The organism is Dyadobacter sp. CY326 (assembly GCF_021390515.1).
In the GTDB taxonomy this organism is placed as follows: domain Bacteria; phylum Bacteroidota; class Bacteroidia; order Cytophagales; family Spirosomataceae; genus Dyadobacter.
In genome coordinates this window covers 352,095-366,455 of the sequence record NZ_JAJUXI010000004.1, presented here as the reverse complement: position 1 = coordinate 366,455, position 14,361 = coordinate 352,095, and the positions used below count along the sequence as shown (strand labels likewise).

Genomic DNA, 14,361 nt, shown 5'->3' with positions numbered 1-14,361 from the left:
TTATAAAATTCAATGGTATTAAATGGCATTCGAAGCGTTATAGGTTATATTGTATTGTTTTACAATCAGCTAACCTATCCTGCATGTCATCAGAGCAAACCGCCACGCTTAAAAAAGTTTTAAAGCCAATTCATCTCTGGGCAATTGCCGTAGGACTGGTTATTTCAGGTGAATATTTTGGGTGGAACTACGGCTGGGGCGTCTCCGGCACGATCGGATTCCTGATCGCCACGCTCCTCGTGACATTGATGTATGTGACATTCATTTTCAGTTTCACCGAGCTCACGACCTCCATTCCACAAGCCGGTGGTCCGTTTTCATATTCACATCGTGCATTCGGCTGGTTTGGCGGACTGGTTGCTGGTTATGCAACGCTTGTGGAGTTCCTGGTCACGCCGCCTGCCATTGCGTTTGCGCTGGGGAGTTACACGCATTTCCTTTATCCATCACTACAAGTGTTAGATGTTGCTTTCGCATGTTACGTGATTTTTATTCTGATCAATTTACTGGGAATCAAGGAGTCTGCCATATTTTCGCTGGTTGTGACATTGCTGGCGGTTGCTGAGTTGCTTATTTACATTGGAATCGTTGCACCCCATTTTTCTTATCAAACATTCGTCACAGAGCCTATGCCGTTTGGCTGGCCGGGGGTTTTTGCCGCGTTGCCTTTTGCCATCTGGTTTTATCTCGCCATTGAAGGCGTCGCAATGGTTGCCGAAGAAGTGGAAGATCCCAAACGCACCATTTCGCGCGGTTATATTTACGGAATTTTAACATTGGTTGTGCTGGCGCTTGCCGTGATGATTTTCACGGGAGGCGTTGCGCATTGGCGGCTTTTAAGTGAAATTGATTATCCGCTTCCGGCAGCGCTGGGCATTGTGCTGGGCCGGGACAGCAGCTTAACCCAGCTTTTCGCCAGTCTGGGGCTTTTTGGGTTAATCGCCTCATTCCATGGCACCATCATTGGCTACTCGCGGCAAATTTATGCGTTGGCAAGAAACGGTCTGCTCCCTTCATTTCTAGGAAATGTGAATGCCAAATTTCAGACACCCCACTGGGCGCTTATCGCTGGCGGGATTGCCGGGTGCGTTGCGCTCAAACTCGGCACCACCGATCAGGTTATTATTTTGGCAGCGTTGGGGGCGGTTGTCATGTATGTCATCAGCATGATGGCGCTATTCGCGCTACGTCGCAGCGAGCCGAATCTTGAAAGACCTTTTGTGGTGCCTGCATATCCCTATTTCCCGATGATCGCACTTGGCCTTTCCCTCATTTGCCTCGTTGCCATTGTTTATTACAATGTGATGCTCAGCATCTGGTTTTTTGCCGGGTTGGGCTTGGTAACAATTATATATATGGCAACCGGACGGCACAAGACATCCAAATTTACCCCAATTACTAAAAGCATTGTTGAGAAATAAAGGCTTACAACATCGTATTTGTAGAGTTCCAAGAATAATTAGATTTATACCAATGGCTGCGCCTAACCAATAACTAAATAGTTCGAAAAAAATGATCCAAAGGCAGCAACTAATTCGTATATTTTCTAAGATTTTGACTCAACGACATTCAGGAAGACTAACCCTTTGAAAATCACAACATTGTCCTGGTTCCCCAACTGTAAGTTAGTGGGCCAGGAATGCTTATTTAAAAATCTATAATGAATATCTTAATTGTTGAGGACGATTTTATTATTTCGAAACACCTCCAATATTTATTAAATGGCTTCGGTTATGATGCAAATGATGTCGCTCCGGATTATAATACTGCCACTGAATTGTTGAATAGCAAGGTGTTTCACCTCGCCGTGTTGGATATTAATTTGAATGGTTACCAAACCGGCATCGACCTTGCGCATTACATACGCGAAACTTTCAAAATTCCATTCCTTTTCTTGTCCAGCCACGAGGACATAGCGGTTGTAAACGCTGCTTTACAGGCTGCGCCCCACGCTTTTTTACAAAAACCTTTTCAGAAAATCACCGTCTATACGGCAGTGAAGCTCGCGCTTAAAAATTACCGACTCGCAGCTTTGGCCGGCGAGTCCAACCTGGAAGAAAAAGAAGACACGACTGTCATTAAGGATGCGCTTTTTATCAAGGAAAAGCACATGTTTACCAAGATCCTGCTCGCCGATATCCTCTATATACGCAGCGACGACAACTATCTAGAATTACATACCAAGGTAAAAAAGTATACGATTCGGGAGACTCTTAAAAATATGCTGCAACAGCTTCCGCCCAATTATTTTTTCCGGGTGCACAAGTCTTTCATCATTAATCTCCATGCGATCACGGCCATTAACTATATCCACGTGATGATCAATGAGATTGAGATTCCTATCACCAACGATAATCGTAACGAATTGCTAAGCCGGGTGAAAACATTCTCCTGAAATTTCCATCTTTCACCCCGAAAATCCAGGTCTTCACCACATTATTTTGACTTCCTTTTGGCTTAGAATTAATATTACAACACGTGAACCCATCTCTAATTTTTCAAGACGATGATGGCTGCCTGGATTTTAACAATGGTTGTTTTAATTATTTTTTAATCCAGGCATCCATCTGACCCCGTTTCACGTATCTAATAGAAATAGACTTTCAATAGTAAGCTTCAATCGTTTTGCATAATTTATAGCATTATGCACACATATAATAGAACATATCAAACCTAAACTAAATCATTCCATTCGTATTTTTTTAATATCGTTGAGAATAATTAGACATCCCCGGGAGATATTCCCTGGGATGTTTTGTTTCGTAGCCCCTGTTCAGATCAGGGATAGATTAGATATTTCTTACGCATGTTTTTGTAATCGCCTAATCCTGGCTCCCAGCTTTTTCTAATTTCTTCTTCGGAAGCGCCTGCGATGATCTGCTTTTTAAAGTTTTCAGTTCCTGCCAGCTTATCAATGCTTCCCATTTGCTTGCTTTGGCTCATATCGAAGAATTTTTCTTTGTCCGGATAAGCTTTGTACATGTCGATAATCCAGCCCAGATTCAGCTTCTCTGACTTTTCAAGTTTAGCAATTTCGTATTTCCGCAGATCCAGCCCATAACATTCCTGGTCCTGATGCAAAGGCGTTTCGCTCATTCCCTTGATGCTTTTGGGTGTAAATACGAAGTCAAATTTTCCTTTCAGCAAAGGCGCACCGAGCACCGTGAACGGCATGTAAGTTCCGCGGCCCTGGCTCACAATGGTGCCCTCGAACATGCATATATGTGGATAGAGCATTACTGATTGTTGCGTATTCAGGTTCGGCGAAGGCATCACGGGCAATGTGTAGGGCGTTCTATGATCATAGTTGGCCACTTTGATGATCTTCAATTTACATTGCATCTTATTCGGCAACCAGCCTTCGCCATTGATCACTTGCGCGAATTCCGCAATGGTCAAACCATGCGAAATGGGAATTTTATACATGCCTATGCCCGAATGCAAATGGTCTTCGAGGATCGGGCCGTCCACTAAAAAACCGTTCGGATTAGGACGATCCAGAATTAACATTTCTTTATTCGTCTCAGCGCAGGCTTCCATCACGTGCCCTAATGTGTTGATATAAGTGTAAAACCGCGCGCCAACGTCCTGAATGTCAAAGATCATGAGGTCAATGCCGGCCATTTGCTCTTTCGTGGGCTTTTTCTGTTTGCCGTAAAGCGAAATGGCAGGAATGCCCGTTTTCGGGTCCACTGCATCGCTTACTTTGTCGCCGTTGCTGGCCGTGCCGCGAAAACCATGTTCAGGCCCGAAAATCATTACAATGTTCACACCCAGGGAAACGAGGCTGTCCACAATCGGCGTTTTACCAATAATCGACGTCTGGTTGACCAATATTCCGATCTTTTTGCCTTTCAGATAATCCAGATATTCGGAAACCTGATCTGCGCCGGTTATGGGTGACTTGGCATGTTGCATTGCACTTTTACCCACCTGCAATGAATCGCCCTCGGTGGTGGCAGGCGTTTTTTGAGAGGAGGAATTGACGCAATTGCTGAACAGGCAGATGGATAGTGTGAGCGTTAGTAATGTGGAAAATCGTTTCATTGGATTTAAGATTGATTTAAAATAAACGCATTTGACCGGCTCGCATAAATTGCGATGTGTCCAGTCCAGGCAACTCCTCATTTTTAAAATACTTGCGGCAAGCATGTGCGTGAAGTTGCCTTATATTTTCTGCAAAAATGCCTTCGCCCACCATTCTGCGCCCAAAACGCGAATCGTTAACATTGCCTCCATGGCATTCCGCAATCTGGTTTAAAACTTTCGTGGCCCGGTCCGGAAAATGGTGTTGTATCCATTCTTCAAACAATGTAGATATGGCTCCGTTCAGTCTTACGATCGTGTAATTTGCCCATAGCGCTCCGTTTTCAGCAGCGGCCTGCACAATGGCGGGAATTTCGTGATCATTAAGTCCGGGGATAATTGGCGCTGTCATCACACCCATCGGCACGCCTGCTTCATGCAATGCTTTCACAACCTGTAACCGCCGTTTTCCAGTGACAGTCCGTGGTTCCAACGCGCTGCGCAAGTCCTCGTTTAATGATGTGATGGAAATGGCTCCATGCACCAGATTAAGCTTTGCAAGCTTCTCGAACACATCCAGATCCCTGAGAATCAAAGCATTTTTTGTCAAAACACTGACAGGATTCCGATAGCGCAAACAGATTTCTAGCATTTGTCTGGTGAGTCTGAATTTCTTCTCGCCAGGTTGATAACAATCTGTGTTGCCGGAAAAATGAATGACCTTAGGCTCCCAATTTTTGGAATTGAAAAGCTTTTCCAGCAGCTGAGGCGCATTCTTCTTAACAATAATTTTCGTCTCAAAATCCAGCCCTGCCGAGTAACCCCAATATTCATGAGAATTGCGGGCGTAACAATAAATGCAGCCATGCTCGCAGCCTCGGTAAGGATTAATCGAGTGGAAATGACCCAGATCCGGACTGTCGGAAACGCTGAGCAATGTCTTGGAATGCTCTTCAATAAACTGCGTTTTCGGATTCGTTTCCGGCTCTTCCCACTGTTGCCAATCCTCAGAAGTGTATTCTATTTCATGTTTAATAAATTTGCTGTGGGTGTTGATAGCAGCCCCACGACCTCTTGCCCTGTTGTCCATTTTTTAGTTGATGATTGCATGTTGATGAAGTTGTTAACTTTGGTGTGTGTTTTAATGTTGAATGACTGAATGAGTGAATGAGTGAATGAGTGAATGAAAAAAAATATTCAGTCATTCAATCATTCACTCATTCAAAATTACTTTATATACCGAAAGTCCTCGTCTCCCTTCAACGACAGCAGCACGTCGTACATGAGTTGGATAACGTTCTTAACGTCTTCTTTGTGAACCATTTCCACGGTTGTGTGCATGTATTTCAATGGGAGGGAAATCAATGCGGAGGCGATGCCTTCTGTTGAATATGCAAATGAATCTGTGTCGGTTCCTGTGGACCGGCTTACTGCCTGGCGCTGGAATGGAATCTGCTTCTCTTCCGCAATGCGAATCAGCAAATCGCGAACATTGTTCTGCACCGCAGGTCCGTAACAAATTACGGGTCCGCCGCCGCTTTTCAGGTCGCCTTGTTCCTTCTTATTATACATTGGCGACTGTGTGTCATGTGTAACGTCCGTCACGATGGCAAGATTTGGTTTCAACCGGCGCGAGATCATTTCCGCACCGCGCAAGCCAATTTCCTCCTGCACCGCATTCACAACATATAATGTAAAGGGCAAACGAACATTGTTTTCATGCAGCATCCGCGCAACTTCGGCAATCATAAAACCGCCCATTCTGTTGTCCAGCGCGCGTCCCAAATAATATTTTTCATTCAACTCATCAAGTCCGTCAGCGAATGTGGCAACCGTTCCCACGTGAATGCCCATTTCCAACACTTCGTCTTTTTTAGAAGCGCCCACATCGATGAACAATTCGTGAACCTTCGGAACCTGGTCCTTTGCTATATCACGAACGTGGATTGCCGGCCAGCCAAAAACGCCTTTCACGACGCCTTTGCCCGTGTGCAAATTCACCCGCATGGAAGGCGCAATGATTGCGTCCGAGCCACCATTACGGCGCACGTGAATGTAACCGTCGTCTGTAATGTAGTTGACAAACCATGAAATTTCATCGGAATGTGCTTCGATCACGACCTTGTAATCCTGCCCGCCGCCAATTACGCCGACAGCCGTTCCGTAAACGTCCACAATCGTGTCTTCAATGTAAGGCTTGATGTAATCCAGCCATATTTGCTGACCGCTTGCTTCGAACCCGGTCGGCGATGCATTGTTCAGGTATTTATAAAGAAATTCTCTGCTTTGATCTGACATATTTATCAAAATAATTTACTTAAAATGCTTTTTGAAAATTGGTTATTACAAACGTTTGGGATTCTTCAAATAGCTCGAAAACGCCCATAACCGCCTGTTTTTGAGATAATTTAAATCTCCCTGATGGTGATATGCTTCCCGCTCAAAAGAAATGTGCAGATAGGCGAGATAATGATTTTTGTGCTGGACCAGGCGGACTAAATATTCGGCAAAATACCAAATATAAAAGACAATCAAACCCAGTTCCAGCTGTTGTCTCAAATGGATTTGCTCGTGGTTGATTAGGAAGCGGCTGCAAGGTTTTTTCTTTACCAAAATGAATGGGAAAAGGGCCATGCCCTCCACGCGGAGGAACGAGACACTCACTAAGATCCCTTTAAATTTCATGGCGGCGTGCTGCTGATCAAAACCAATTTAAAACAAAAATGTTGGATTGCGAATGGTCAACATTCTGCAATCCAACATCTATAATGTTACTAAAGAACTTATTCGGTAAACCTGCTGATATCCAGCACTTCAAATTCCATCAACCCCGCAGGAACCTTAATTTCAGTCGTGTCACCCACTTTTTTCCCCAAAAGTCCCTTTCCAATCGGCGAACCAACCGAAATTTTGCCTGTTTTAAGGTCCGCTTCTTCCTCTGAAACCAAAGTATATGTCACTTCCATTCCATTTTTACGGTTTTTAATCTTCACTTTCGAAAGCACTGCAACTTGCGAAGTATCAATCGAAGACTCGTCGATAACGCGTGCATTTGACATGATCTCTTCCAGTTTGGCGATTTTCATTTCATGCATTCCCTGTGCATCTTTCGCAGCATCATATTCTGCATTTTCACTCAAATCACCCTTATCCCGCGCCTCTGCAATCTGCTTTGCAATCTCCGTGCGGCCTTTTGTTTTCATATCATTCAGCTCATTCTTCAGCTTGTTTAATCCTTCTTCCGTATAGTATGAAATTTTAGCCATGACCTTAAATTGGTTTACAAGTCTTTATGTTTTTTGAAATTTGAATAAAAAAAAAGAACGGCTCTAAGACCGCTCTACAAGAGTAACAACACTCGTAGTAGAAGGTTAGAAGACCTTTTCTTTTCGGCTCGTATATGATATTGTCTGCATCATAATTTTCTGTTAAGAACGACAAAAATAACAATATTTGTAAATGGTATCACCATTTTTTATCCAAAAGCGGTAACAATCTATGTCAACACCATTGCGAATAATTTTCATGGGAACGCCTGAATTTGCGGTCCCAAGTTTACAAAGTCTGGTCGAAAGCAATTCTAATGTTGTGGCTGTCATAACTGTTCCCGACAAGCCTGCGGGTCGCGGACAAAAGCAAACTGCCTCGCCCGTAAAACTATACGCACAAGCGCAGGGCATCCCTGTTTTACAGCCCGAGAAGCTGAAAAATCCGGAATTTCTGGAAGAATTACGGTCCTATCAGGCCGATCTCCAAGTCGTCGTTGCATTCCGAATGTTGCCCGAAGTGGTGTGGAGCATGCCGTCAAAAGGAACATTCAATTTGCATAGTTCGCTGCTGCCGCAATATCGCGGAGCGGCGCCTATCAACTGGGCCATCATCAATGGAGAGACAGAAACCGGCGTCACGACATTTTTCATCGAAAAGGACATCGACACGGGCAAGATCATTTATCAGGAAAAAGAACAAATTCACCCCGACGACGACGCAGGAACATTATATGAACGCCTGATGGCAAAAGGAGCAAAGCTGGTTGTGCAAACGGTTCGAGCCATCGAAGCCGGCAATTATCCGCAAGAGCCACAGCAAGAGCCAGCCGAAATCCGTTCCGCACCCAAAATCTTTCGTGAAACGTGCGAAATTGACTGGCAAAAACCAGCCACGGAAATCCACAACTTCATCCGCGGACTTTCTCCCTATCCCGCCGCCTGGACGACAATCAATGGTCTTTCCTGCAAAATTTTCAAATCGAAGGTCATAGAATTTCAAGAAAGCGACCAGCCTGGACAATTCAGAACCGACGGGAAATCTTTCCTTTATTTTCAAACCGCGGAAGGCTGGCTAGCGATTGAAGTTTTGCAATTGGAAGGGAAGAAACGAATGGAAATTGGCGATTTCCTGCGGGGGAACCGACTTTGAGGTAAGTTTTAAGCATTCATTACACACTATAAATATTTAGTATGGCAGAATTACATTTTCAAAAACCCGGAATGAGGTCGTTTAATAGCGCTGGGACTAATTTTTCATTGCTTAACGATTATTAAACATCAATCAATGCAAATTTCAATCATCGTTGCCGTTTCGAAAAACGGTGTTATTGGGAAGGATAATCAGTTGCTCTGGCGGTTGCCGGATGATTTGAAGCGGTTTAAACAGCTTACTCTGGGCCATCCGATGATTATGGGAAGGAAAACTTTCGAGTCCATTGGAAAAGCTTTACCCGGACGCACTTCCATTGTTATTACACGGAAAGATGATTTCAATGCGGATGGCATTGTCGTGGCACATTCTTTGTTAGAGGCGCTGCGCATTGCGGAAGAGTCTGAAACGTCGGAGGCATTTGTAGTTGGTGGAGGGGAAATTTACGTTGAGGCACAGCCATTGGCAGACAAAATGTATATCACCGAAGTCGATACAATTATTGATGGTGATACTTTTTTTCAAGTCTTAGATCCGAGTGCATGGGAGGAGTCGGAACGGGTTGTACATGAGGCGGATGAGCGGCATAAATGGAAATTTGAATTTGTAAATTACATTAAACAAAAATTTTAATAAGTACCTTTGCTACTATACACCCTAAGTGACTATCAGTTAAATGCAAGTATTAGTAGATACCCTCAGTATAGAATTAGAGACCTCACCAACCGATAACCGCCCAGTTTTCCTTACCGGCAACTTTTGTAAATGGCTTCCTGACTTGGAAGACTACGAAATGACAATGGTTTCACCGGGAAAATACCGATTTCAATTTCCCGAAGATTCAGAGTTACCCATCCCGTTAGAATACAAATACACGCGCGGTGGCTGGAATCAGGTGGAGCTGGACAAATTAGGAAAACCTTATGGCAACAGAGTTATTCCAAAGCCAGAAGGCATTATAAAAGACATTGTTATACGTTGGCAGATGGATATTACAAAAAAAGTTAGTCTTGCGCCGATCGCTGAGGTCCTTTCGGAAACATTCGAAATTCCTCAACTGAAAAAGAAGCGGCGCGTTCACGTTTTGCTTCCGCACGATTATTACGAAAAACCCGAAGTGCGCTATCCTGTGCTTTACATGACGGACGCCCAAAACCTGTTTGGCGAAGGCTCTCCTTATGGCAACTGGGAAATCGATAAAAGTCTTGAAGAACTGGCGAAGGAAAATCACGCCGATGTGATCATTGTGGCCATCGAGCATGGCGGCGAGGACCGTATTACCGAATTTTCTCCTTATGATAATCCGCGCTTGGGCAAGGGTTTAGGTTCATTATTCCTGCGTTTTGTGGCGGAAACGCTCAAACCGCACGTCGATGCCAATTACAGAACAAAACCTGACAGGTTGAACACAGGCATGGGCGGAAGTTCGGTGGGTGGATTGCTGAGCATTTATGCTGCGCTGATGTTTCCCCACGTTTTCGGCCGGCTCATGATTTTCTCTCCGTCGCTGTGGATTTCGCAGAAGGTCTATTTTGACGCCATTCACTTTTTCGAACCTTTTGAAACGCGCATTTATTTATATGCCGGTGGAAAGGAAGGAGCAAACATGCTCCCAAACTTCGAGAAGTTCCATAAAACGCTTGCTAACCAGGGTTTTGGATACAGCCGGGTAAAAATTAAAAGCTCTATTGACCCAATCGGCGAACATACGGAGACGCAATGGAGCAAGGAATTTCCGATTGCGCTCAAGTGGTTATTTTTTGGAGAATAAGAGCACATTAATATCATAAAAAAGGGACGGAAGCGCGAAGCTTTTCGTCCCTTTTACTATTATATCAAAATTGATCTTACAAAATATATTGGCTTAAATCCCTGTTTTTCACCAATGCAGAAAGCTTCTCGGACACTAAATCAGCGGTTACTACAATGTGAGAGTCAGCGCCGATAACGTCGGGAATGTCGAACATGAAATCGTTGAGTAACAAGCTCATCACGGTTTGCAAACGTCTTGCGCCAATGTTTTCCACCTCGCTATTTACCTCAAAAGCAATCCGTGCAATTTCTCTAAGCGCGCCGTCTTCAAACTCCAACTCCACTCCTTCCGACTCCATCATGGCCACATATTGCTTGGTAAGGGCATTTTTTGGTGTTTTCAGGATTTGGTAAAAATCTGATTCGGTTAGACTATTCAATTCCACGCGAATTGGAAAACGGCCTTGCAACTCAGGAATAAGGTCCGAAGGTTTAGCGACGTGGAATGCGCCCGCTGCGACGAACAGAATGTGGTCGGTGTTAATGACGCCGTGTTTTGTATTCACTGCACTTCCTTCCACAATTGGAAGCAAATCACGCTGCACACCTTCGCGGCTCACGTCCGGACCGCCGCCTCCGCCTGAGCGGCTGGAAGCCACTTTATCGATTTCATCAATAAAAATAATCCCCAAATTTTCAGCCTTTTTGATCGCCTCCAACTTCACCTCATCCATATCGATCAGTTTGGAAGCTTCTTCATCCAAAAGGATTTTCCGCGCTTCTTCCACTGTCACCTTGCGTTTTTTACCTCGGCGAGGCATCATATTGCCGATCATTTCCTGAATGTTCATCATGGAAACGTCGTCCATAGCGCCGCCGATCATGCCCACATTCGGCGCCTGGTTTTGCTGCACTTCAATGTCAATCTTGCGGCTGTCAAGCTCGCCGTTTCTGATTTTTTCACGAAAACGCTCTCTTGTGCGCTGATTTAATTCTGCGTCATCTTCGGGCATCACTTCGGATGTGTTGTTATCAGCCTTGATCTTGACAGCACTCGAACCATGAACCGGCGGGATCAATGCATCCAGAATAATGTCTTCAACAGCCTGCTCAGCTTTCTGCTTCACTTCCTCTTTTTTCTGCGTCCGCACCATGCCAACAGCTTGTTCAACAAGGTCGCGGACCATGCTTTCCACATCGCGGCCAACATAACCGACTTCGGTAAACTTCGAGGCTTCCACTTTTACAAATGGCGCATCGGCAATTTTGGCCAGTCGGCGCGCAATTTCCGTTTTCCCGACGCCCGTCGCGCCGATCATTAGTATGTTGTTTGGAATAATTTCGCGTTGGATGTCCTCAGGACTATTCATTCGCCTCCACCGATTTCTCAATGCAATGGCAACATTGCGTTTTGCGTCATTTTGTCCGATGATGTATTGGTCAAGCTCGAAAACGATCTGACGTGGGGTAAGGCGATTTAAGTGTTCAGTCATTGTGATTATATATCGATGGGTAACTTAAAGTTGATTTTTGTATGCTGGGCACTCAACATAAGGCCATAGGAGCCTAAAATGGACTCATTGGCGTTATTGAGGCACTTCCAGCATAAAATATCGTCAAAAAGAATTGTGCCGGTACAAAATGTCATGCTTTGCTGCTCAGGAAAACTTTTGAAGCTTTACATTTTGTTTCTCAGCCTTGCATTACTTTTGTTCTCCAAGTTTCTCTAAAAAAGAATTGTCCTAACATGAAAAAAATCTTCCAAGTCCTCTCCCTCTTAATCGTCACCTCATCGCTTGCCTTTGCCCAATCAACAGTTGAAAATAATCCGGTAGACTTCGTAAACCCGCTTATGGGAACGCAATCGAAATTTAGTCTTTCGTCGGGCAACACTTATCCTGCCATTGCATTGCCCTGGGCTATGAATTTCTGGATGCCGCAAACTGGCAAAATGGGTGACGGCTGGGCTTATATGTATGATGCTGAAAAAATCCGCGGCTTCAAACAAACGCACCAGCCAAGTCCCTGGATCAATGATTATGGTCAATTTTCTATCCTGCCCATCACCGGAAAGCTGAAAATTGATGAAGAAAGCCGTGCGAGCTGGTTTTCGCACAAAGCAGAAGTTGCAAAGCCACATTATTACAAAGTTTATTTGGCTGATTATGATGTGACTACGGAAATCGCACCAACGGAAAGAGCCGCCCAATTCCGCTTTACATATCCGCAAGCCGACAGTTCTTTCGTGCTCATTGATGCTTTTGACAAAGGATCTTACATTAAAATAATTCCTGGTGAGCGCAAAATCATTGGTTACACAACCAAGAACAGCGGCGGCGTTCCTTCCAATTTCAAGAATTATTTTGTCATCGTTTTTGATAAAGCATTCACATTCTCTTCCGCTTTTCATGGCAAAACATTGGCCAAAGACACTTTGGAATTGAAAGCCGGCCACGTGGGTGCGGTTGTTGGTTTCAAAACAAAAAAAGGCGAACAGGTCGGCTTGAAAGTTGCTTCTTCATTCATCAGCGCCGAACAAGCGGAATTGAACTTGCAGCGCGAAGTCGCGAACGACAATTTTGAAGCAACCAAAGAAAAAGGCCGCAAAGCCTGGAACGCTGAGTTGTCGCGCATACAAGTGGAGGGCGACAACATTGATCAAATCCGCACATTTTATTCCTGCCTTTATCGCGTGCTCTTGTTCCCGAGGAAGTTTTATGAGTTTGATAAAACTAATAAGATCGTGCATTACAGTCCATACAGCGGCGAGGTGAAACCCGGTTATATGTTTACCGACAATGGCTTCTGGGACACATTCCGTGCTGTTTTCCCATTCTTTACATTAATGTATCCGACGCTCAACGCGCACATTATGGAAGGCTTGGCCAATGCTTATGACGAAAGCGGTTATCTGCCCGAATGGGCCAGCCCGGGCCACCGCGACTGCATGATCGGCTCCAATTCTGCGTCGTTGATCGCAGATTCTTATGTCAAAGGAATTCGAGGTTATGACATTAACAAGCTGTATGAGGCTGTGATCAAAAACACCGAGAATGCCGGACCAGTGAGTTCTGTGGGCCGTTTTGGTCATGAATATTACAATGAGCTTGGTTTTGTGCCTTATGATGTAAAAGTGAATGAGAATGCAGCGCGGACGCTGGAATATGCCTATGCCGATTTCTGCATTTCACAATTGGGAACAGCATTGAAAAAACCCCAGAAAGAGGTTGATCTTTATCTAAAAAGAAGTCAGAATTACCGCAATGTGTTTGACCCGGAAACGAAATGGATGCGTGGAAAAAACAAAGATGGCCAGTTTCAGAAACCATTCAATCCATTCAAATGGGGCGATGCATTTACGGAAGGAAACAGCATTCACTACACATGGTCTGTTTTTCAGGATGTGAAGGGATTAATTGGCTTAATGGGCGGCAGAGAAGCATTTGTTCAGAAACTGGACACGGTTTTTACATTGCCTCCAATATTTGACGACAGTTATTATGGTTTTCCAATTCACGAAATCCGCGAAATGCAGATCATGAATATGGGCAATTATGCGCACGGAAATCAGCCGATCCAGCACATGATTTATCTATACAATTATGCCGGAACACCGCATAAAGCGCACTATTGGCTACGTCAGGTGATGAACAAACTTTATCAGGCTGCGCCGGACGGTTATTGCGGTGATGAAGACAATGGTCAGACTTCGGCCTGGTATGTTTTCTCTTCGCTTGGTTTCTATCCTGTAACACCCGGCACGACGCAATATGTGATCGGTTCGCCGCTTTTCAAGAAGGCGACATTGACCATGGAAGACGGCAAGAAATTCACCGTTCAGGCTCCGGCTTCGAATGATGCCAATATGTACATTCAGGGCGCTTCATTGAATGGAAAAGCTTATGGCAAAACATTCCTGGAACATGCTGACATTCAAAAAGGCGGAACCGTGCAATTTAACATGGGCAGCCAGCCTTCAAAAAGCTGGGGAACCGCTCCCGAAGCAGCGCCATTTTCACTGACAAAATAAGCATCTGCCAAGGACCCCATTGGTCTTTCTACATTAACATTTACATTATTCCACTTTTTGGGTTAAGCGGCCTGGGAAGTGGAATAATTATTTGATAGCGGTTATAATCTAAAATTCAATGGCAAAAAGCACGC

General features: G+C 44.6%; 12 protein-coding genes. 6 read left to right on the top strand and 6 right to left on the bottom strand.

The features are described from left to right. Positions 1-83: 83 nt before the first annotated feature. On the top strand, positions 84-1,421 hold the full coding sequence (gene eat / locus LZG73_RS09900; RefSeq protein ID WP_233848296.1) for an ethanolamine permease: 1,338 nt from the start codon (positions 84-86) through the stop codon (positions 1,419-1,421). Positions 1,422-1,660: 239 nt separating this feature from the next. Continuing rightward, the gene (locus LZG73_RS09895) at positions 1,661-2,395 is read left to right on the top strand and encodes a LytTR family DNA-binding domain-containing protein (protein WP_233848294.1); all 735 of its coding nucleotides are present in this window, start codon (positions 1,661-1,663) and stop codon (positions 2,393-2,395) included. 383 nt (positions 2,396-2,778) lie between these two features. Here the strand turns inward: LZG73_RS09895 and LZG73_RS09890 are convergent, their stop codons facing one another. From LZG73_RS09890 to greA, 5 genes are all read right to left on the bottom strand, one after another. Further along, entirely contained in the window at positions 2,779-4,047 is a 1,269-nt protein-coding gene (locus LZG73_RS09890; protein WP_233848292.1) for an exo-beta-N-acetylmuramidase NamZ domain-containing protein, read from the bottom strand. A gap of 16 nt (positions 4,048-4,063) precedes the next feature. Further along, on the bottom strand, positions 4,064-5,116 hold the full coding sequence (locus LZG73_RS09885; protein ID WP_233848286.1) for a PA0069 family radical SAM protein: 1,053 nt from the start codon (positions 5,114-5,116) through the stop codon (positions 4,064-4,066). 137 nt (positions 5,117-5,253) lie between these two features. Next, entirely contained in the window at positions 5,254-6,324 is a 1,071-nt protein-coding gene (locus LZG73_RS09880) for a M42 family metallopeptidase (RefSeq protein WP_233848284.1), read from the bottom strand. Positions 6,325-6,369: 45 nt separating this feature from the next. Further along, positions 6,370-6,690 carry a hypothetical protein gene (locus LZG73_RS09875; protein WP_310588402.1) on the bottom strand — a complete coding sequence of 107 codons (321 nt, stop codon included), beginning with the start codon at positions 6,688-6,690 and terminating at the stop codon, positions 6,370-6,372. Between the two features lie 119 nt (positions 6,691-6,809). Continuing rightward, entirely contained in the window at positions 6,810-7,292 is a 483-nt protein-coding gene (gene greA, locus LZG73_RS09870; protein ID WP_233848277.1) for a transcription elongation factor GreA, read from the bottom strand. A gap of 232 nt (positions 7,293-7,524) precedes the next feature. On the opposite strand from greA, the gene fmt reads away from it, so the two are divergent. From fmt to LZG73_RS09855, 3 genes are all read left to right on the top strand, one after another. Continuing rightward, on the top strand, positions 7,525-8,445 hold the full coding sequence (fmt, locus tag LZG73_RS09865; protein WP_233848275.1) for a methionyl-tRNA formyltransferase: 921 nt from the start codon (positions 7,525-7,527) through the stop codon (positions 8,443-8,445). A gap of 135 nt (positions 8,446-8,580) precedes the next feature. Continuing rightward, the gene (locus tag LZG73_RS09860; protein ID WP_233848267.1) at positions 8,581-9,078 is read left to right on the top strand and encodes a dihydrofolate reductase; all 498 of its coding nucleotides are present in this window, start codon (positions 8,581-8,583) and stop codon (positions 9,076-9,078) included. Positions 9,079-9,223: 145 nt separating this feature from the next. Then, positions 9,224-10,216 carry an alpha/beta hydrolase gene (locus tag LZG73_RS09855; RefSeq protein WP_233848265.1) on the top strand — a complete coding sequence of 331 codons (993 nt, stop codon included), beginning with the start codon at positions 9,224-9,226 and terminating at the stop codon, positions 10,214-10,216. Positions 10,217-10,292: 76 nt separating this feature from the next. Here the strand turns inward: LZG73_RS09855 and hslU are convergent, their stop codons facing one another. Beyond that, positions 10,293-11,690: an ATP-dependent protease ATPase subunit HslU gene (gene hslU / locus LZG73_RS09850; protein ID WP_233848263.1), complete on the bottom strand. Its 1,398-nt coding sequence runs from the start codon at positions 11,688-11,690 to the stop codon at positions 10,293-10,295. Between the two features lie 254 nt (positions 11,691-11,944). On the opposite strand from hslU, the gene LZG73_RS09845 reads away from it, so the two are divergent. Beyond that, on the top strand, positions 11,945-14,227 hold the full coding sequence (locus tag LZG73_RS09845; protein ID WP_233848257.1) for a GH92 family glycosyl hydrolase: 2,283 nt from the start codon (positions 11,945-11,947) through the stop codon (positions 14,225-14,227). The last annotated feature ends 134 nt before the right edge of the window (positions 14,228-14,361 follow it).

Bases quoted from the DNA above. Each gene is read 5' to 3' on its own strand.
- eat (WP_233848296.1), top strand. From the start codon at position 84: ATGTCATCAGAGCAAACCGCCACGCTTAAAAAAGTTTTAAAGCCAATT.
- LZG73_RS09895 (WP_233848294.1), top strand. From the start codon at position 1,661: ATGAATATCTTAATTGTTGAGGACGATTTTATTATTTCGAAACACCTC.
- LZG73_RS09890 (WP_233848292.1), bottom strand. From the start codon at position 4,047: ATGAAACGATTTTCCACATTACTAACGCTCACACTATCCATCTGCCTG.
- LZG73_RS09885 (WP_233848286.1), bottom strand. From the start codon at position 5,116: ATGGACAACAGGGCAAGAGGTCGTGGGGCTGCTATCAACACCCACAGC.
- LZG73_RS09880 (WP_233848284.1), bottom strand. From the start codon at position 6,324: ATGTCAGATCAAAGCAGAGAATTTCTTTATAAATACCTGAACAATGCA.
- greA (WP_233848277.1), bottom strand. From the start codon at position 7,292: ATGGCTAAAATTTCATACTATACGGAAGAAGGATTAAACAAGCTGAAG.
- fmt (WP_233848275.1), top strand. From the start codon at position 7,525: ATGTCAACACCATTGCGAATAATTTTCATGGGAACGCCTGAATTTGCG.
- LZG73_RS09860 (WP_233848267.1), top strand. From the start codon at position 8,581: ATGCAAATTTCAATCATCGTTGCCGTTTCGAAAAACGGTGTTATTGGG.
- hslU (WP_233848263.1), bottom strand. From the start codon at position 11,690: ATGACTGAACACTTAAATCGCCTTACCCCACGTCAGATCGTTTTCGAG.
- LZG73_RS09845 (WP_233848257.1), top strand. From the start codon at position 11,945: ATGAAAAAAATCTTCCAAGTCCTCTCCCTCTTAATCGTCACCTCATCG.